This is a genomic window from Flavimobilis marinus, from assembly GCF_900113055.1.
Lineage (GTDB): Bacteria > Actinomycetota > Actinomycetes > Actinomycetales > Cellulomonadaceae > Flavimobilis > Flavimobilis marinus.
The window spans coordinates 687,346-704,929 of sequence record NZ_FONZ01000002.1 but is presented as its reverse complement, the minus strand read 5'-3'; the positions used below and the strand labels follow the sequence as shown (position 1 = coordinate 704,929).

Below are 17,584 nucleotides of genomic sequence, written 5' to 3'. Positions count from 1 at the left end.
ACGGTGCGCCCCTTTCGCATTGCTTGCATGATCCCCGTAGGACCCCGCGCGACCCGTAGCACCGCAGAAGGAGCAACACCATGGCCACGTTCGTCGACCGCGTCGTCCTGCACGCCGCAGGTGGGGACGGCGGCAACGGCTGCGCCTCGATCCGCCGCGAGAAGTTCAAGCCTCTCGCCGGTCCCGACGGCGGCACCGGCGGTGACGGCGGCAGCGTCATCCTCGTCGTCGACCCGCAGGTCACGACGCTCCTCGAGTTCCACCACTCCCCGCACCGTCGCGCGGACCGTGGCGGCATGGGCATGGGCGACTACCGCCAGGGCGCCACGGGCGAGGACCTGATCCTCCGCGTGCCCGACGGCACCGTGGTGAAGTCGCCCGAGGGCGAGGTCCTCGCGGACCTCGTGGGCGACGGCGCGCAGTACGTCATCGCGCAGGGTGGCCGCGGCGGCCTCGGCAACTGGGCGATCGCGTCCGCCAAGCGCAAGGCCCCCGGGTTCGCCCTGCTGGGCGAGCCGGGCGACCTGGCCGACGTCGTCCTCGAGCTCAAGACGATCGCCGACGTCGCGCTCGTGGGCTACCCGAGCGCCGGCAAGTCCTCGCTGATCGCCGCGATCTCCGCCGCGCGCCCCAAGATCGCCGACTACCCGTTCACGACGCTCGTGCCGAACCTCGGCGTCGTGCAGGCGGGCTCGACCCGCTACACGGTCGCCGACGTCCCCGGGCTGATCCCGGGCGCGAGCGAGGGCAAGGGCCTCGGGCTCGAGTTCCTGCGGCACATCGAGCGCTGCGCCGTGCTGGTGCACGTGCTGGACTGCGCGACCCTCGAGCCGGACCGCGACCCGATCTCCGACCTCGAGGTCATCGAGGCCGAGCTCGCCGCGTACGCCGGTGACCTCGACGTCGACGGCACGCGCATCCCGCTCAACGAGCGTCCCCGCATCGTCGTGCTGAACAAGATCGACGTGCCCGAGGCCCGCGAGCTCGCCGAGATGGTCCGCCCCGACCTCGAGGCCCGCGGCCTGCAGGTGCTCGAGATCTCGACCGCGAGCCACGAGGGCCTGCGCCCGCTGACGTTCGCGCTTGCCGAGCACGTCGAGAAGGCCCGGGCCGCGGCCGCCGAGCCTAGCAAGCAGCGCGTGATCATCCGGCCCAAGGCCGTCGACGACCGCGGCTTCACCGTCACCCGCAAGCAGGAGGGCGAGCGCGAGTACTTCCAGATCCGCGGCGCCAAGCCGGAGCGCTGGGTGCGCCAGACAGACTTCACCAACGACGAGGCCGTCGGCTACCTCGCGGACCGCCTCGCGCTGATCGGCATCGAGGAGGCCCTGTTCAAGGCCGGTGCGATCGCCGGGGCCGAGGTCGTCATCGGCGACGGCCCGCGCGCGGTCGTCTTCGACTGGGAGCCCACGCTCATGACCGGCTCGGAGCTGCTCACCGGCCCGCGTGGCACGGACCTGCGCCTGGACGACTCGAGCCGCAAGACCCGCAACCAGAAGCGCGAGCACTACAAGGACCGCATGGACGCCAAGGCCGACGCGCGGGCCGAGCTGTGGACCGAGCGCGAGGCCGGGATCTGGACGGACGACGACCCCTCGACGTCCTGAGTGACACCATGGGCGCGTGACTGCTGAAGCTACGCGCGCCGACGTTGCCCGGGCGGCGCGCGTCGTCGTGAAGATCGGTTCGTCCTCGCTCACGGGCGCGGACGGCCGGCTCGACCTCGACGCGCTGCACGCCCTGGTGAAGGTCGTCGCGGAGCGCTGGGCGGCGGGCACGCAGGTGGTGCTCGTGACGTCGGGTGCGATCGCCGCGGCGATCACCCCGCTCGGGCTGAGCGGGCGGCCGACGGACGTCGCGACCGCGCAGGCCGCCGCCTCGGTGGGCCAGGGGCTGCTGATCGCCCGGTACACCGAGGCGTTCGGGTACCACGGCCTGCGCGTCGGGCAGGTGCTGCTCACCGCGGAGGACACCGTGCGGCGCGGGAGGTACCGCAACGCTCAGCGCGCGCTCGAGCGGCTGCTGGAGCTCGGCGTCGTGCCGATCATCAACGAGAACGACGCCGTCACGACCGACGAGATCCGGTTCGGCGACAACGACCGGCTCGCGGCGCTGGTCTCGCACCTGGGGCGCGCCGACGCACTCGTGCTGCTGACCGACGTCGACGGCCTGTACGACGGACCGCCCAGCCGGCCCGGCGCGCGCCGCATCGACGAGGTCCGCAAGGCCGACGACCTCGCGGGCATCGAGGTCACGAGCCGCGGCAGCAGCGTCGGCACCGGCGGCATGGTCACCAAGCTCGAGTCCGTGCGCATCGCCACGAGCTCGGGCATCCCCGTGGTGCTGACCAACGCGGCCGCGGCAGGGGCGGCGCTCACGGGGGAGCGGACGGGCACCTTCTTCGCGCCCTACGGCCGACGCCGCACCGCCCGACACCTGTGGCTCGCCCACGCGGCGGACGCCCAGGGCCGGATCGTGGTGGACGACGGCGCCGCGGCGGCGTTGCGCGGCGGGCGCGCGTCGCTGCTCGCGGCTGGCATCACGGGCGTCGAGGGCGACTTCAGCTCCGGGGACGTCGTGGACATCGTCGACCACGGGGGAGCGGTGCTCGCCCGCGGACTGGTCGCGTTCGACGCCACCGAGCTGCCGAGCCTGCTGGGCCGCACGACGGCGGAACTACGCGAGGCGTTCGGCGAGGGCTACGACCGGATGGTCGTGCACCGCGACGACCTCGTGGTGGTCCGCTCGCGGGCGTAAACCGTGCTGCACGCGTGGCCGTTCTGTTCACGACGGCGCCGCTCGGCCCGGCCTACGCTCGGGCCATGGGACTGAGACTCGGATTCATCGGCATCGTCACCCGCGACATGGCGGCCTCGCTCGCGTTCTACCGCGCGCTCGGCGTCATGATTACCGAGGGGCAGGACGACGCCCCCCACGTGGACGCGTTGCTCGACGACGGCACCGCGCTCGCGTGGGACACCGTCGCCACCATCCAGGGCTTCGACCCCGGCTATGAGCCGCCGACGGGCGGACACAAGATCGCGCTCGCCTTCGACAAGGGGACGCCCGAGCAGGTCGACGCGGCGTTCGCCGAGCTGGTCGGCGCGGGCTACCGCGGGCACGTCGAGCCGTGGGACGCGCACTGGGGGCAGCGCTACGCGACGCTGCTCGACCCCGACGGCAACTCGGTGGACCTCTTCGCGGCGCTGCCCGCGAACTGACGCGGGCTCACGCCGACCACGCGCCGGAACTCGCGCGACAGGTGCGGCTGGTCGGCATACCCGGCCCGTGCAGCGGCGTCAGCGAGCGGGGCGCCCGCACGCAGGAGGGTCTGGGCGCGGTGGGCGCGCTCGAGGCGGACGAGCGTCGCGTAGCCGTAGCCGAACGCGGCCGAGACCTGGCGCCGGAAGGTGCGCTCCGGCCAGCCTCGGTCGCTTGCCACCAGGTGCGCGGGCGTCGCGAGGCGCGCGTGCTGGTGGACGTGCGCAGACCACTCCTGCGCAACGGGCGGGGCGATCGGGCTGGATACCGCGGGCCAGGCGGCCCGGGCGCGCTGCAGGCGTGCGCGCAGACTCGCCGTCCCGCGGCGCCCGAGGACGTCATCGAGGGGCAGCAGCTGGTCGGTGATCTCCGAGAGATCGATCCTCAGCAGTCCCCGCGCGGTGCCCGGCGTGAAGCGGAATCCCAGCGCGCCGGCGCCGTCGTCGGGCAAGGTCGTGAGGGAACGCGTCGAGGGGCCGGCGACCAGGACGTCGTCGCCGCGCAGGATGACGTCGGCGCAGCCGTCGGCGGGGATGAGCGCGCTCGCCGCGCCGCGGGAGCACCAGAGCGTGCCTCCCGGCAGGGGCGTCTCGGCGTACACCGCCTCACTATCGCAGCCCGGTCAAGGCGTCAGACGGCGGTGGCTTACCGCTCGCCGATCGCTGTGGCCTGCGCGCCGCGCAGCACCCACAACACCGCCACGACCCCGGAGCCCGCAGCGGTGCAGCCCACGAAGGCCAGGACGACGCCAGGCCCGCCGACCCCGACGATCACGAGCAGGTGGAAGAGCGTGCCCGTGCTCAGCGCGGTCGCGACCGCGACGCTCGCGGTGATCGCGTCGAGGCATCGCAGCCCGCAGCGGGTGTTGAGCTCGCTCTCGGCGATCAGGGTCAGGAGCCGCCAGACGACGAGCATCGCCACCTGGACGGCGGCGATCGCCGCGATCGCGAGGACCGTGTACGGGGCGGCGAGGTGGGCGACCTCGGGGAACTCGCGGGCTTGTTCCGCCGCGATCGTCGGCATGGCGGCCTGCAGCACGAGCGACCCGAGCAGGAGGAGGAACAGCTCGACGCGGAGCACGAGGACGACGATCGGATGCATCTATCGACTATCGATGCTTTCCTATCGGTAGTCAAGGCTGGACGCCTCGGCGTCGCGCATGGCCACCCTCTGGACCGCCCCTGTGCCCAGGCCGGTCCCGCGGCTAGCCTCGGAGGATGAGCCTCGCACCCACGCGCACCGACCAGCAGGCACAGCCCGACGACGCGGCCACGCCCACCGCCAGCGGCACCCCGGCCGACGGCCCGAGCGCCGACGTCACCGAGGCGGTCCTCGCGATCGCCCGCCGCGCGAAGGTCGCCGCCCGCGCGCTCGCGACCGCGACGCGCGGCACCAAGGACGCCGCCCTGCACGCGCTCGCCGACGCGCTCGTCACCCACGCGGACGAGATCGTCACCGCGAACGCCGACGACGTCGCCCGCGGCCGCGAGAACGGCATGACCGCCGGGCTCCTGGACCGGCTCACGCTCACCCCGGACCGCGTGGGCGCGATCGCCGACGCCCTGCGCGAGCTCGCCAGCCTGCCGGACCCGGTGGGCGAGGTCGTGCGCGGCTCCACGCTGCCCAACGGCCTACGGGTGCGCCAGCTGCGCGTCCCCATGGGCGTCGTCGGCATGATCTACGAGGCGCGGCCCAACGTGACCGTGGACGCCGTCGGGCTCACGCTGAAGTCCGGCAACGCGGTGATCCTGCGCGGCGGCTCGGCAGCGGCGTCGTCCAACCAGGCGATCGTGCGGGTGCTCGGCGAGGCGCTCGTCGCGCAGGGGCTGCCCGCGGACCTGGTGCAGTCGGTCGACGAGTTCGGCCGCGCCGGGGGAGTGGCGCTCATGCGGGCGCGCGGGCTGGTCGACGTGCTCGTGCCGCGCGGCGGGGCGGCGCTCATCCAGACGGTCGTGCGCGAGTCGGTCGTGCCCGTGATCGAGACCGGCGTGGGCAACTGCCACGTGTTCGTCGACGCGTCCGCGGACCCCGCGATGGCCCTCGAGATCGTGCTCAACTCCAAGCTGCACCGCGTCGGCGTCTGCAACGCGGCCGAGACGCTGCTCGTGCACCGCGACATCGCGCCCACCTTCCTGCCGGTCGCCCTGGCCGCCCTGAACGAAGGCGGCGCCGTCCTGCACGGCGACGCGACGTCGTCGGACCTCGCCCCGCAGGGCGTGGACGTGCTGCCCGCGACGGACGCCGACTGGGAGACCGAATACCTCGCGGCCGAGCTCGCCGTGCGCGTGGTCGACTCCCTCGACGAGGCGCTCGAGCACATCCGCACGTGGTCGTCCGGGCACACCGACGCGATCGTCACCCAGCACCTGCCGTCGTCGGAGCGGTTCGTCGCGGAGGTCGACTCGGCCGTGGTGAACGTGAACGCCTCGACGCGGTTCACCGACGGCGGGCAGTTCGGGCTCGGCGCGGAGATCGGCATCTCCACCCAGAAGCTGCACGCCCGCGGGCCCATGGGCCTGGGCGAGCTCACGACGACGAAGTGGGTCGTCACAGGAGAAGGTCAGGTTCGTGCGTGAGGATCGGGTGAAGGTGGGTCGGCGGGCGCGTTCGGGCCTGGCCGGTCACGCGGCTCGTGAGAGACTAGGACGCGCTGCCGGGGGAAGGCGCTGAGCCCTCCGCCCTGGCCGTCAATCGCCAACAACCAGGAGGACGTCGTGCTTGCTGCCACTCTGCTGGCCTCGGAGAAGGTCCAGGTCACCGAGCTCCCGATCGAGCCCCTCGCGTACGGCGGCCTCACGCTCGTCGCGCTACTGGCCCTGCTGGGCGTGACGTACGCCTTCCGCAGCGCGGGCAACCGCCACTGACCTCTGCGTAACCCGCGACCGACTGCTCCCAGGGACGGATGCCTGTGCCTCGACCTCGTATCGGCGTGATGGGTGGGACCTTCGATCCCATCCACCACGGCCACCTGGTCGCCGCCAGCGAGGTCCAGGCGTGGTTCGACCTCGACGAGGTCGTGTTCGTGCCGACGGGGCGCCCAACGTTCAAGCTCGACCAGGACGTCACCGCCGCCGAGCACCGGTACCTGATGACGGTGATCGCCACCGCGTCCAACCCGCGCTTCACCGTGAGCCGCGTGGACGTGGACCGCGACGCCGTCACCTTCACGATCGACACGCTGCGCGACCTGCGGGCCGAGCGCCCCGACGCGGAGCTGTTCTTCATCACCGGCGCCGACGCCATCACGCAGATCCTGACCTGGAAGGATCCGCAAGAACTGTTCAAGTTGGCGCACTTTGTTGCCGTTACACGACCAGGGCATCGTCTGTCGCTCGAGGGGTTGGCGCCGGAGGCCGTGACCGCGGTCGAGATCCCGGCGCTGGCGATCTCCTCGACAGACTGCCGGGCCCGTGCCCGCAAGGGAGAGCCCGTCTGGTACCTGGTGCCGGACGGGGTCGTCCAGTACATCAGCAAGCACCGCCTCTACCGGGATCCTGACGATGAGCACTGAGCACGGCGGCGACGCCGGCACCCGCGACGCCCGCGCCACCCGCACGCAGGCGCTCCCGACGCGACGCTCGCTGCACGCCCGCCCCGAACCCGCCGACCACCGCGCCGACGGCTCGCCGGTCAACGGCGACACCCGGACCGCGACCGAGTCCAACGCCGCGCCCCTGACCCGCCGCCAGCTCCGCGAGCTCGCCCTCGCCCAGGAGCGCGAGATGGAGCGCCTGCACGCCCGCGCTCAGCATGGGAACGCTCCCTCCTCCGCCGGAGGGGCGACGCCGGACCACTCGACGGCGGAGCGTTCTGCCCTCCCCGAGCGTGCCGTGCCGCGTCCGGCCCCGACGGCGCGCGTCGCGTGGACCCCGACGGGCCCGGCGACCTCGACGTCGTCGCCCACGGGTGCCGTCCCGGCCGTGCCGTCGCCCGAGCCCGCCGGCGTCCCGGCGCCGCCGCGCAGCCGGTCCGCCGAGGCTGCCGCCGCCCGCGCCGCCGCGGTGCCGCCGCCCAGCCACGGAGTCGTGCGCTCGAGCGCCGCCGACGCGTGGGCCGCCCGCCGTCAGCAGGCGCCCGTGGTCGCGCCGCCCGCCTCGACGGGTGCGATCCGCAGCGTCGACGCCACCGGCCAGATCACTGCCGCGCGTCCCGTGCGGATGCCCACGGACCAGATCCCCGCGATCGCGCCCGACGACGCGCAGTCGCGCCCGCAGGCTGAGCCGCAGGGCCCGCCGCAGCGCGTCGGCGTCCGCGAGGGGGCCGCCCGCGCGATGTCCGAGGCCCAGCCGCGCGTCTACCCGGGCGGCGCGACGCCGCCGAACCCCGCCGTCCCCGAGGGGCAGCGCACCCCGCTGGCCAGCGCGCCGTGGCCGCAGAGCGCGCCCGGTGCTGCCGGTGCGCTCGGAGCCCCCGCCGCCCCGTCGGGCTGGCGTCCGGACACCGCGCCCGCGCAGCCGGTCGCGCCGCAGCAGCCCGCGCAGCCGGCCCAGCCGGTGAGCTGGAACGCCGGCGGCCAGGCGCAGTGGCCCGCGATTAACCCGCAGGCGCCGTCCGCCCCGAGCGAGCAGCCCACCGAGCTGCACGCCGCCGTCCAGGGCGACGCGGACGAGCCGGACGTTCCGTTCGCGCCCGCGTGGCCGAGGCTCGGCCTGGCCGCCCAGCCCGCGGCGACCAGCCCGGTGCGCGACGTCCCCGAGGACGACGGCACCGACGAGGACGATGCCGAGGAGAGCTGGCTCACCTACACGCCGCTGCAGTACCTGATCCTCGTGGTCGTCGGGCTCGTGCTCGGCGCGATCGTCTGGCAGCTCATGAGCGCTTCCGGCGAGACGGCGGACGCGCTCAGCGCTAGCGTCGCGATCATCGACCTCGTCCGACCCCCCGGGGCCTGACTTCGCGGGCTGGTCCGTCCAGCCCCATGTGTGCCCGGTGCCGCCGGGTTCGCCGTCTATCTGAAGGAGAACCATGCCCGCCACCGAGCGTGCCGAAGAACTGGCCGTCATCGCGGCCCGCGCCGCCGCCGACGTCAAGGCCGAGGAGATCATCGCCCTCGACGTCAGCGAGCAGCTCGCGCTGACCGACGTGTTCCTGATCGCGTCGGGCAAGACCGACCGCCAGGTGATCGCCATCGTCGACGCGATCGACGAGGCCCTGCACAAGGTGGGCGTCAAGACGCTGCGCCGCGAGGGCCAGCAGGAAGCCCACTGGGTGCTGCTCGACTACGGCGACATCGTCGTGCACGTCCAGCAGGCCGAGGACCGCGTGTACTACGCGCTCGAGCGCCTGTGGAAGGACTGCCCCGAGGTCGCACTCCCGGCGGACCTGCACGACCGCGTGACCGAGGACGGCCCTGCCGAGGACGGCGCGGCCGAGCCCACCGCGTGAGCGCCCGCACCCTCGTCCTGCTGCGGCACGGCCGGACCGCGTACAACGCGGCCGGGCGGCTGCAGGGTCAGGTCGACATCCCGCTCGACGACGTCGGGCGCTGGCAGGCCGACGAGTCCGCCCGGGCGCTGCTCACCCGGGAGACCCCGACGCTGATCGTGACGTCCGACCTGGGGCGTGCCGCGGACACTGCGCGCGTGCTGGGCGAGGCCGCCGGCGTGCGCGTGGTCGCCGACGAGCGACTGCGCGAGCGCAGTTTCGGGGCGTGGGAGGGCATGCTGCGCGAGGAGATGCTCGCGGGCTGGCCCGAGGAGTTCGCGGCCTGGCGCAAGGGCGAAGAGCCGACGACGACGGGCGCGGAGACGCGCGCGGCCGTCGGCGTGCGCATGGTCGAGGCCATCGAGGAGCACGTGGCCGGGTTGGACGCGGGGGAGACCCTCGTGGTCGTGTCGCACGGCGCCGCGATCTCGATCGCGATCACCGCGCTGCTCGGGCTCGACCCCGACGGCTGGAAGGGCGTCCAGGGCGCGCACAACGCGCACTGGTCCGTGCTGCAGGCGTCCGGCGCCGGCGCGGTGCCGGCGTGGCGGCTCGCCGCGCACAACATCGGGCCCGACTTCGCGCCCGACCACTGGGCTGCCGGACCGGATTGGCAATCGGCGGCATCCTCCGTCTAGACTTGCGGAGCCCGGTTACGGCCGGGTGGTGATCCGCAAGGATCGCGGGGCTGTGGCGCAGCTGGTAGCGCACCTGCATGGCATGCAGGGGGTCAGGGGTTCGAGTCCCCTCAGCTCCACGTTTTTGAGAGGGACCCTCGGCTTCGGCCGGGGGTTCTTCTCGTTTCCCTTTGGCCCGGTGGGGCGAGTAGTGCTGCTCGGGTCGTGCGGTCAGGGCGTGGCCGCCGATGCCGGCGCCGGGAGGTCTTCGGTGGTTTGGAGCGCGCGGGTGATCTCGATCCATCGGCGCAGAAACTGCGGCTCGTCGAGGCGGCGCCGGCGCATCCACGAGGTGAGTTCGGTGTTGCACTTGCTCGCGTTGCAGGACGCGCACGCGGGTACGACGTTGTCGAGGGTGTAGCGGCCGCCGCGGGAGATCGGAAGGACGCAGTCCTTCTGCAGCGCGACACCATCAGCACCGCAGTAGGCGCAGCAGGCCCAGGCCTCGAGGATGCGGAACCACTGGTCGTTCGTCAGGTCGCTGCCCGAGGCCGCCACGCGCTTGGTGCGCCGGCGGGCGGCGTGGGCGCGGCGGGTCTGGCGGACGGCGGGCATGGGGTGAGGCTAGCAGCGGATGAAGTGCTGGGACGGAAGCATCGGTCGGCCTTCGCGTGATGATTGACCACGTCGGCCGATCATCGTGGCTAGACGACGGGGGACTCGTCGTATCGCAACCCGACGGACGACAGCGCTTCGAGGCGCTGCTCGGCGGCTTCAGTGAGAGCGCGGACTCGGTCACGCGTCTTGATCAGCGCCGGAACATCGGACAGAGTGCGTGACGCGTGCATCAGATCGTTCCGTGCGTCCTGCAGTTTGCCTGCGAGGTGCTTGCTGAAACTGCCACCGTATGCGTTCTGAGCGACCTCGCGGAACTCGGAATCGTTGCCGGCGATCCGTACGAGGTCGTCGACGCTCAGACACGCGAACGTGTCCAGGTACTGGTCCTTCGCAATGAGCTGACGTTTGAGCCTCTCGTAGGTGTCACGGCGCGTCTGGGAGAGGCAGGACACCGCTGAATCCTGGGCGCGCTGATCCGGGTGGAGTTGGCGAAGCAAGTTCGACAGGGCGATCTCGAGAGCAGCGAACTGAAGGTAGAAGTGCGACCTGGCGGCAGCGCTGTTGAGATCTGCCGGGGTGACGAGGCCCGTGACCTCCTGGTGCTCCATGACCAGGAGAAGGGGCTCGTGTTGGAGGAACTCCAGCAAGACGGAAACAGGGGTATTCGCTGTTACCAGGAGTCCAGGCCACAGTGATCGAATGTGATCGCCGACGGCTCCTCGCTTGTTTTCGGCGTTGTCGATGATGCCGACAACCCGCCCGCCTTGTTGAACGGGCGCCGCATCGAATCCCTGGCTCGACATCACCGAGGTCGCCTTGATCATCGGAGTCTCGAGGTTAAAACTCGTGGCTCGGGACAGCGGCGTCTCGATGTGACGCACCTGCACCGCCGAACTGATCTCTCCGAGGCGCACGTCGCGCAGGCCGTGAGCGGGGTTCATGGCGAAGAATCTAAGGCATGAAGTCCAAGTTCGCGGCGCGCGCCGAGAGGCGCAGGTGTCCGCCTCGGTGAGGCGCTCAGCGTTGCCCCTCAAGGAGCTGCGCGAAGGAGCCGATGACAGGACATGGCGACAAGGCTGGTGCTCTCAGCGCTTGGTGACAGGGGGCCTACCGGTGGCTGAACGTCAGATCCGTCTCAAGTACCCGAGCCGCTGCCGACGGTGCCGTGGGCCTCTGGCCGTAGGGGAGCTCGCCACATACAACCCGGCGACGAAGTACGTTGCCTGCATCAGGTGCCCGGGGGAGCAAGCCCGGGCCCGGCCCAGAGACACCCAGCGCTCGCCGTTGAACTGCGCGCATGTGCCGCCGCAGTGGACTCGCGATCCCGCACCGGATCCCGGGGAGCAGTCCTGGCAGCGGCTTGTCGCCTACCACCGGCTCGCACAGCTGCACGCGTCCGCGCACGACCCAGCTCCGATCGGAAGCGATGACTGGCTCGCCTTGCCGGGTGACGACCGAGACGTCGTGATCGGGACCTGCGAGGGGGTCCTGCCAAGCGAACGGACGTGCAGCCACCTGAATGCGACCCCGCCCGACGGCGTCACGCTGCTCGGCTGGCCCGCGCTGATCCTTCCGGCCGCGAACGGGCAGCTCGGGATGGTGCCGCTCTTGGTCACCGGAATCGCGCTGGTCCGTGCGGACGGCGGTACAGCTGCTGCCCCGCCGACGATCCTGCCCCGTGACGACCGGCCCTACGTGAACCCCGCTCTGCTGTCGCATCCGAGCGTGGACCCCGCCATCAGCGCAGACCTGGAGGCCATGTTCTCGGACCTGCCTTTCGGTGATGTGCAGGCGATGGAGGAGGTGGTGGGCCATGTGTGCACAGCGCTCGGGCACCCGTTGCAGGCCTCGCGCGAAGATTCCAACAGGGGGTTGGCTCGGCCCTCGCGGCCGGGCGCATACGACGTCGCCGTCTTGATCCGCGCCTCAGGCTCGCAGCAGATGACCGCTGGCCTCGTTGACGAGCTCGGGACCCTTCGCGCTCGCACGGACTGGCGCCGCACAGCAGCAGCTTGGCTCGTCGAAGCACCGGGCGGCGCTGCCGGTGTAGACGAGGCCGAGAGATCGACGCCGGTTCAGGTCAGTGGCCTCGAGCTCAATGACTCGCAGGAGCAGGCGTTGACCGCTGCGCTCGATCGCCCGCTGACGGTCGTCACCGGTCCACCCGGGACGGGCAAGTCGCAGCTCGTCGCAGCGATCGTCGCCAACCAGTGGGTTCGGGGGCGGAGCGTTCTTGTCGCATCCACCAACAACACCGCTGTGGACGTCGCGGTAGGCAAGGTGGCTGCGATCGACCCGGCGCTACTTCTGCGGACGGGCAGCGCCGAGCATCGCTCCCGACTCATGGCACAACTGGAGTCGCTCTCCGCACGGGAGCAGCATGGCGGCCCGTCGCGAGCGGTGATCGACCGACGGCTCGAACTCGCCGAGGCCCAGTGGCGGGCTGTCCTCGACCGCCTCGAACGGCGGTCGGCTGCCGAGGGTGAGCTCGCGCAACTTCTGCTGGATGTGGAGCATCTCGCTGCCGCGCTTTGGGCTGATCCGGCCCACGCTCCGGACGCAACACGTCACGACAAGGCGTTGCGCGCCGCCAGGAGGCTGGAACGCAGCAGATGGCGCCGTCGAGGGCGAGCTCGAGCCTTGCTTCGGATCGCCGGACCGACGACGACGCAGGTCGGCGTCGATGACGTGCTCGCGTGGCTCAAGACACGAAGCCGCATCGACGAGCTGCTTGGGGTGCTTGAGAACCTGGGGCCGCGTGATGCCGGAGTGGATCGGGCGGAGCTCGAGGCCAGTGCCAGTGGGTGGTCAGACGCGGGGCTTCTCGCGCTGCGTGACAGCGTTCAGGTGGCTCTTCGCGACGGACGAGTGGGCATGCAGCAGCTCGCGCGCAGCCGCACCGGAGCGATACGTGAGCGCACGGCCGCATTCCGTCGTGTGCTCCCGCATCTGCACGGGTGGGCGACCACGGCGCTGTCAGCGCGGGGGACCTTTCCGCTGGAGGCGGGGCTCTTCGACCTCCTGGTGATCGACGAGGCGAGTCAGTGCTCGATCGCGCAGGTGCTGCCTCTGGCCTACCGGGCACGAAGGATCGTCGTCGTCGGCGACCCGAATCAGCTGACTCCCATCGTGACCCTCAACCGCCCCGCGATTGACGGAGTGGCACGGGTTGCTGGAGCGAGCGAAGACGCGTTCCGGGCCGCTCGGGCATCCGCATTGGCGGACTCAGCGTTCACGGCCTACGAGGCGCGCGCACCACAGGTGCACCTGCTCGATGAGCACTATCGCTGCCACCCAGCCATCGCTGGCTTCTTCAACGAGCAGTTCTACGGGGGAGCGCTGCGGATTCTCACCAGTGTTGATCGGCCCGACGGCGCCGTCCACGGTCTTCACCTGATCGACGTCCGTGGTCGCATGACCGGCAACGCCAACCCAGATGAAGTGCAGGCGGTCGTAGCCTGGGTGGCCGCCCATGCCAGTGAGCAGGGGACACTCGGTGTCGTCACCCCGTTCCGTGAGCAGCGCCAACTGCTCGAGGCATCGCTCCGGGCAGCGCTGGGGGAGGAGGCGTGGGTGCGCCGGCGTGTGAAGGTCGGGACCGCCCACACGTTCCAGGGGGAGGAGCGGGACGTCATGCTCTTCTCGACAGTCCTGGCGGCAGATGCCTTGGCGAGAACCGCGCGGTGGGTCGAGGACCAGCGAAATCTTGTGAACGTCGCCGTGTCCCGAGCCAAGCGGGCTCTGGTCGTCGTATCCGATGTCGTAGCGCTCGCGGACGTACCAGTGCCGACACTGCACGCGCTCGTGGCGGCCGCGCGCTCCGCATCTGCCGCGGAAATTGCCGTGCACGAGCTTCGCGAGAACTGGTCCGGTGGTCGAGGACTGCACTCCGAAGCCGAGCGGCGGATCTTCGACGCGCTGAGTCGACGTGGCGTCGTGCCGGACATCAAACCGGTTGTCGAAGGGTACGAACTCGACTTCGCGCTCGACGGCAGCGCAGGACCAATCAACGTCGAGATCGATGGGACTCGTCATGCTGACCCCAGAGGTCGTCAAAGGCGACAGGACCTCCTGCGGGATGCGGTTCTGGAGCAGATTGGGTGGCGCGTGGTCCGAGTGCCAGCGTGGCGCGCGCACGCGGAAGCAGAAGCTGTCGCCGCGGAGGTGCTGGCGGCGACGCGCGAACAAGAATGCTGATGCTCAGCCGATCGACACGCTGAACCGCCAAACGGAGTGAACAGGTGGCGGGGTCGGTGCACCACAGGTCAGGCGCCACCGACCCATGTTCCGGACCCGTTCCTATCGGTCACCGCGAGCACCGCGATGCGCGCCGCCAGGTCGCGGACCTGACGCAAGAGTTCCGCGGGTTCGACTTCAAGGTCGAGGGCGTGTTGATGGATCTCGATCCCCGCCCCGACGACCCGGTGACGGGCAGCTGGCTCGTTCCCTCTGGCGTAGACGAGGTGCCCGCGAGCGAGACCGCTGACCGTGCAGTACGCAAGCATCTGGTAGAGATCCGCGTTTGGATACCCGCTAGGCTTCTCAGCCTTGTACTTGGCGTCGATGACCGCTGCAGGACGGGTCGACGCGCCGCTATACCAAGCCAGGTCGGGCTTCATCCTGATCGCTGAATCCTCGTCCAGGTGCCACAGATCTTGCGCGCGACACGATCCACCGTGGTCGCGGAGCACCGCGCCGAGCGCCTCAGTGAGGAAGTCCTCGAACAGCTTGGCCATGTCGAGCATGAAGCCGTCGATGCGCACCGCACCGGCGGCCTGCTCGACGGAGCTGCCGCGCAGGACGAGCTCACCGAGCCCGAGCGCGACGTGGTAACGGGTGTTGAGTCGCGAGCGCGACCAGCGCGGAATGGCTCCGCCGCTGGGAAGCGGGCTGACGTCGGCCAGTGAACGTGAGAGACGGCGCAGCCGTGGCCGAACGTCGTGCGGGAGATGCTCCAGCCGGAGCAGGCGGTGCGTTGCCGCGCGCAGAATCTGGTTCTCGGGAATGTCCACGTCGAACTCGTCGTATCGGATTTCCAGCGGCAGTGGCAGGCCGTGGTGGCGCGTCAACTGGTCGGTGGTGCGGATGCGGCCCCGCAGGACGGGCGACGAGCGCTCCTCGACGCGATAGCCCTGCAGCAGGCCCCGGGCGGTGGCACGCTCGGCCTGGCGGGCGAAGGCCCAGGCGATCGCGGTCAGCAGGTCGGTGTGCTCGTCGAGCTGGACGTCCTCCTCACGCCACAGCGACCCATCGCGTGCGTACCCGACGAGGAACATGAGGCGACGGATGTCGACCTTGGGGCGCACGACGATCTCGACGTCGCCCACCCGGGCGACGCCGACCTTGGTCGTAGGGCCGACAGTCCACCATCCTGCGGCGACGGTAGGCGACGCGGTGACGAGGCCGCTGGCGCGCAGCGCGAGGCCCGACTTCTCGTCGAGTGGTACCTCGACGGGGTCGCCGCCCTCGCGCAGCTCGAGCCTGGTCACGGGACCGGGTCGGCAGCCTCGTCCGCCGCCTGCTCCGGCTCGGGAACCTCGGCGGGCCCGGCCGCGCGGGCGACTCGGGCGGTGATCTTCGGCAGCGAGTACCGACCGGCGACGTCGAGGCCTTCGCCAAAGTGATGCTCCTCCAGCAGCGGCAGGATTGCCGTCTCCCACGCCGTCTCCAGACCGCCGTCGCGGTGCACGTCGTCACGCATGAAGTACGACGGGCCGATGCGGAAGTCCTCGTCCGTGATCAGCGCGTTGAGGTGGTCGAGCACGTCGGCGGTGGTGGCCGGGAGGCCCATCCGGTCGAGCCAGCGGCGCAGCATGCTGCGCGTGGGCTCGACGCTTGGGTGCAGCGCCTTGAACGCGAACCGGCGGCGCATCGCGGCGTCGACGAGGGCGATCGACCGGTCCGCGGTGTTCATCGTGCCGATGATGAAGACGTTCGACGGCATGGTGAAGCCGGCTTCGTCTCCCGTGCTGTACAGCAGGTCGATGGCCCGGTCGCGGTACTCGAGCAGGAAATACAGTTCACCGAAGACCTTGGCGAGGTTAGCGCGGTTGATCTCGTCGACGATCAGCACGTACGGCGTCGACGGGTTCTCCCGCGCGGCGTCGACGAGCCGCCGGAACGGTCCGGGAGTGAGCGTAAAGCCGACGGTGGCTGAGCCGTCCTTCGGTGCGACCGGGCGGTAGCCCTCGAAGAAGTCCTCGTAGGAGTACGCGGGGTGGAACTGCACGAGCTTGACGGCGGAGTCGTCGGTGAGGTGGTGGGCGATCTCCTGCGCGAGGTAGGTCTTGCCGGTGCCCGGCGGGCCATAGAAGACGATCTGGCGGCGGTCGCGGAGCAGGTCGATGCACGACTGCACCCACGCGCGGTCGACGAGCAGCCGCTCGGCGAGGTCGTCGGTCGCGGGTCGCAGCACGAGCTCGGCCGGCGCCGTCTTCGCCGCCTTGGTCTCCTCCTCGACGCCGGTGGCGACGAGGCCCGCCAGCGCCGCCAGCTCGCTCGTGAGGTCGATGACCGTGTGCTGGCTCGACAGCTTGGGCTTGAGGGCGGCCGGCAGGTCGGTGAGGTCGACGGGCCGCTCGGCATTGCGCCAGGTGACGTCGCGGCGCAGGTTGGAACGGTCGTCCGACGAGCGCACCGACGTGACCTCGCCGGTAATGTCACCCAGGTAGAAGCTGCCGCCGTCGTTGACGAGCACCAGGTCGCCCACCTGGATGCGGTTGATGAACAGGTCGAGCTCGGTAACCTTCTCGTTGCGGGTGTTGTAGGACTTCTGGGCGTAGTCCTCCTCGACGACCCCGACGATCTCGGCGCGGGTCAGTGGCAGGTCGAGCGAGCGGATCTGACTCGCCGCGACCGACACCGACCCGCGGCCGAGCCACGTCGGCACGAGGTTCTTGCCGTTGACGTTGTTCCCGCGGACGAGCCACGCACGGCGGGTGCTCGACGACGTGGTCTCCGCCAGCAGCTCGCGCAGGTCGTAGGACGTGACGCGCGCAGCTTGGTTCGCCCTGCCGTGGGCGTCGAACTCGACGCCTTCCTCATGGAGCACGTTGACGGCATCGTCCGTCCGCGCGGGGTCCGGCCAACGGAAGTCCTCCGACACAGTGCCCTCGAGGGTGAGCACACGGTGGGTGGCCGGGTGGGTGCTCGACATCAGGCGACCGGCGACGTCCTGGTAGGGCAGGCCGGTGAGTTGGGCGAGGTCCTGGAAGGAGGTCCACTGGCCGGGGCCGAGCTGGTCGAGAGCGGGGCGCAGCGGCCCCAGCCGTGAGGCGGGCGTGTCAGCACTTCCCGCCCGCGGCTGCGCCTGCGAGGCCAGCAGCGTGCGCCTCTCGCGATTCAGCGTGGCCAGGAGGGCGTCATCCGACTCTGCTCCCGCCAGCGCCGCTCGGCCAGCATCGGTGAGGGCCCACCCACTGCCTCCCGGTGTCAACCAGCCGATCTGACGCGCATGGCTGACCTCGAACCGGACGCCGGTCTCGTACCGGGGGATCCCCGTCTTGTTCCGGCTCAGCTCGTGCTCGGTGAGCGCCATGTCGTCCGCGATGCGCCGCACCACCTCGGCTGAAGGCACCGGGTCGGTGCTGTCGCGCAGGATGCGCAGGGCAGTCCCGAGTAGGAGGGGGCGGCGGATGGACTGGCGGGCGTTCGAGTCGGGCATG

Annotated in this window: 16 protein-coding genes, 1 tRNA gene and 2 pseudogenes; 13 read left to right on the top strand and 6 right to left on the bottom strand. The window is 71.1% G+C overall.

Annotated elements, in window-relative coordinates; all coding sequences use genetic code 11:
• Positions 1-80: 80 nt before the first annotated feature.
• The 3 genes from obgE (at position 81) to BMZ30_RS08220 (ending at position 3,221) form a co-directional block, all read left to right on the top strand.
• Positions 81-1,607: a GTPase ObgE gene (obgE, locus tag BMZ30_RS08230; RefSeq protein WP_093377087.1), complete on the top strand. Its 1,527-nt coding sequence runs from the start codon at positions 81-83 to the stop codon at positions 1,605-1,607.
• Between the two features lie 16 nt (positions 1,608-1,623).
• Entirely contained in the window at positions 1,624-2,757 is a 1,134-nt protein-coding gene (proB, locus tag BMZ30_RS08225; RefSeq protein WP_093377084.1) for a glutamate 5-kinase, read from the top strand.
• Between the two features lie 65 nt (positions 2,758-2,822).
• On the top strand, positions 2,823-3,221 hold the full coding sequence (locus BMZ30_RS08220; protein WP_093377467.1) for a VOC family protein: 399 nt from the start codon (positions 2,823-2,825) through the stop codon (positions 3,219-3,221).
• Here BMZ30_RS08220 and BMZ30_RS08215 read toward each other — a convergent pair.
• Together BMZ30_RS08215 and BMZ30_RS08210 are read right to left on the bottom strand one after the other, a co-directional pair.
• Entirely contained in the window at positions 3,155-3,862 is a 708-nt protein-coding gene (locus BMZ30_RS08215; protein WP_093377082.1) for a helix-turn-helix domain-containing protein, read from the bottom strand. The genes BMZ30_RS08220 and BMZ30_RS08215 overlap by 67 nt on opposite strands.
• 44 nt (positions 3,863-3,906) lie before the next feature.
• Positions 3,907-4,362 carry a DUF2975 domain-containing protein gene (locus tag BMZ30_RS08210; protein ID WP_093377079.1) on the bottom strand — a complete coding sequence of 152 codons (456 nt, stop codon included), beginning with the start codon at positions 4,360-4,362 and terminating at the stop codon, positions 3,907-3,909.
• Positions 4,363-4,478: 116 nt separating this feature from the next.
• Between BMZ30_RS08210 and BMZ30_RS08205 the strand changes: the two genes are divergently transcribed.
• From BMZ30_RS08205 to BMZ30_RS08180, 7 genes are all read left to right on the top strand, one after another.
• On the top strand, positions 4,479-5,837 hold the full coding sequence (locus BMZ30_RS08205; RefSeq protein ID WP_093377076.1) for a glutamate-5-semialdehyde dehydrogenase: 1,359 nt from the start codon (positions 4,479-4,481) through the stop codon (positions 5,835-5,837).
• Positions 5,838-5,975: 138 nt separating this feature from the next.
• The gene (locus tag BMZ30_RS13730) at positions 5,976-6,125 is read left to right on the top strand and encodes a hypothetical protein (RefSeq protein ID WP_177191312.1); all 150 of its coding nucleotides are present in this window, start codon (positions 5,976-5,978) and stop codon (positions 6,123-6,125) included.
• Between the two features lie 38 nt (positions 6,126-6,163).
• Positions 6,164-6,772 (top strand): nicotinate-nucleotide adenylyltransferase, encoded by a 609-nt coding sequence (gene nadD / locus BMZ30_RS08200; RefSeq protein WP_093377073.1) that lies wholly within the window; start codon positions 6,164-6,166, stop codon positions 6,770-6,772.
• Complete coding sequence (locus tag BMZ30_RS13945; RefSeq protein ID WP_093377070.1) at positions 6,762-8,153, top strand: hypothetical protein; 1,392 nt, start codon at positions 6,762-6,764, stop codon at positions 8,151-8,153. The genes nadD and BMZ30_RS13945 overlap by 11 nt, the downstream gene beginning before the upstream one ends.
• 73 nt (positions 8,154-8,226) lie before the next feature.
• Positions 8,227-8,646 carry a ribosome silencing factor gene (gene rsfS / locus BMZ30_RS08190; RefSeq protein ID WP_093377067.1) on the top strand — a complete coding sequence of 140 codons (420 nt, stop codon included), beginning with the start codon at positions 8,227-8,229 and terminating at the stop codon, positions 8,644-8,646.
• On the top strand, positions 8,643-9,323 hold the full coding sequence (locus BMZ30_RS08185; RefSeq protein WP_093377064.1) for a histidine phosphatase family protein: 681 nt from the start codon (positions 8,643-8,645) through the stop codon (positions 9,321-9,323). Before rsfS ends, BMZ30_RS08185 begins: the two co-directional genes overlap by 4 nt.
• 46 nt (positions 9,324-9,369) lie before the next feature.
• A tRNA-Ala gene (locus tag BMZ30_RS08180) sits at positions 9,370-9,442 on the top strand.
• Positions 9,443-9,533: 91 nt separating this feature from the next.
• On the opposite strand, the gene BMZ30_RS08175 is transcribed toward BMZ30_RS08180, so the two are convergent.
• Together BMZ30_RS08175 and BMZ30_RS08170 are read right to left on the bottom strand one after the other, a co-directional pair.
• Positions 9,534-9,917, bottom strand: a complete 384-nt coding sequence (locus BMZ30_RS08175) for an HNH endonuclease (RefSeq protein ID WP_093377061.1) — start codon at positions 9,915-9,917, stop codon at positions 9,534-9,536.
• Between the two features lie 89 nt (positions 9,918-10,006).
• Complete coding sequence (locus tag BMZ30_RS08170; RefSeq protein ID WP_093377058.1) at positions 10,007-10,861, bottom strand: CBS domain-containing protein; 855 nt, start codon at positions 10,859-10,861, stop codon at positions 10,007-10,009.
• Between BMZ30_RS08170 and BMZ30_RS14025 the strand changes: the two are divergent.
• The 3 genes and pseudogenes from BMZ30_RS14025 to BMZ30_RS14015 all read left to right on the top strand — a co-directional run.
• Positions 10,860-13,040 (top strand): annotated as a pseudogene (locus BMZ30_RS14025) (AAA domain-containing protein); the annotation flags it as partial. The gene BMZ30_RS08170 and the pseudogene BMZ30_RS14025 overlap by 2 nt on opposite strands.
• A gap of 9 nt (positions 13,041-13,049) precedes the next feature.
• A pseudogene (locus BMZ30_RS14020) lies at positions 13,050-13,667 on the top strand (AAA domain-containing protein); the annotation flags it as partial.
• A complete protein-coding gene (locus BMZ30_RS14015) occupies positions 13,641-14,117 on the top strand; it encodes a DUF559 domain-containing protein (RefSeq protein WP_425307152.1) in 477 nt (158 codons plus the stop codon). The pseudogene BMZ30_RS14020 and the gene BMZ30_RS14015, both read left to right, overlap by 27 nt.
• Positions 14,118-14,185: 68 nt before the next feature.
• Here the strand turns inward: BMZ30_RS14015 and BMZ30_RS08160 are convergent, their stop codons facing one another.
• Entirely contained in the window at positions 14,186-15,409 is a 1,224-nt protein-coding gene (locus BMZ30_RS08160; protein ID WP_093377052.1) for an McrC family protein, read from the bottom strand.
• Positions 15,406-17,583, bottom strand: a complete 2,178-nt coding sequence (locus BMZ30_RS08155) for an AAA family ATPase (protein ID WP_093377050.1) — start codon at positions 17,581-17,583, stop codon at positions 15,406-15,408. Before BMZ30_RS08155 ends, BMZ30_RS08160 begins: the two co-directional genes overlap by 4 nt.
• Position 17,584 lies beyond the last annotated feature (1 nt).

What these genes read in the sequence shown, in the direction of transcription:
- BMZ30_RS08155 (WP_093377050.1), bottom strand. Translation starts at nt 17,583, where the DNA reads ATGCCCGACTCGAACGCCCGCCAGTCCATCCGCCGCCCCCTCCTACTC.
- BMZ30_RS13945 (WP_093377070.1), top strand. Translation starts at nt 6,762, where the DNA reads ATGAGCACTGAGCACGGCGGCGACGCCGGCACCCGCGACGCCCGCGCC.
- BMZ30_RS08210 (WP_093377079.1), bottom strand. Translation starts at nt 4,362, where the DNA reads ATGCATCCGATCGTCGTCCTCGTGCTCCGCGTCGAGCTGTTCCTCCTC.
- BMZ30_RS08170 (WP_093377058.1), bottom strand. Translation starts at nt 10,861, where the DNA reads ATGAACCCCGCTCACGGCCTGCGCGACGTGCGCCTCGGAGAGATCAGT.
- BMZ30_RS08220 (WP_093377467.1), top strand. Translation starts at nt 2,823, where the DNA reads ATGGGACTGAGACTCGGATTCATCGGCATCGTCACCCGCGACATGGCG.
- BMZ30_RS08175 (WP_093377061.1), bottom strand. Translation starts at nt 9,917, where the DNA reads ATGCCCGCCGTCCGCCAGACCCGCCGCGCCCACGCCGCCCGCCGGCGC.
- nadD (WP_093377073.1), top strand. Translation starts at nt 6,164, where the DNA reads ATGCCTGTGCCTCGACCTCGTATCGGCGTGATGGGTGGGACCTTCGAT.
- BMZ30_RS08205 (WP_093377076.1), top strand. Translation starts at nt 4,479, where the DNA reads ATGAGCCTCGCACCCACGCGCACCGACCAGCAGGCACAGCCCGACGAC.
- rsfS (WP_093377067.1), top strand. Translation starts at nt 8,227, where the DNA reads ATGCCCGCCACCGAGCGTGCCGAAGAACTGGCCGTCATCGCGGCCCGC.
- obgE (WP_093377087.1), top strand. Translation starts at nt 81, where the DNA reads ATGGCCACGTTCGTCGACCGCGTCGTCCTGCACGCCGCAGGTGGGGAC.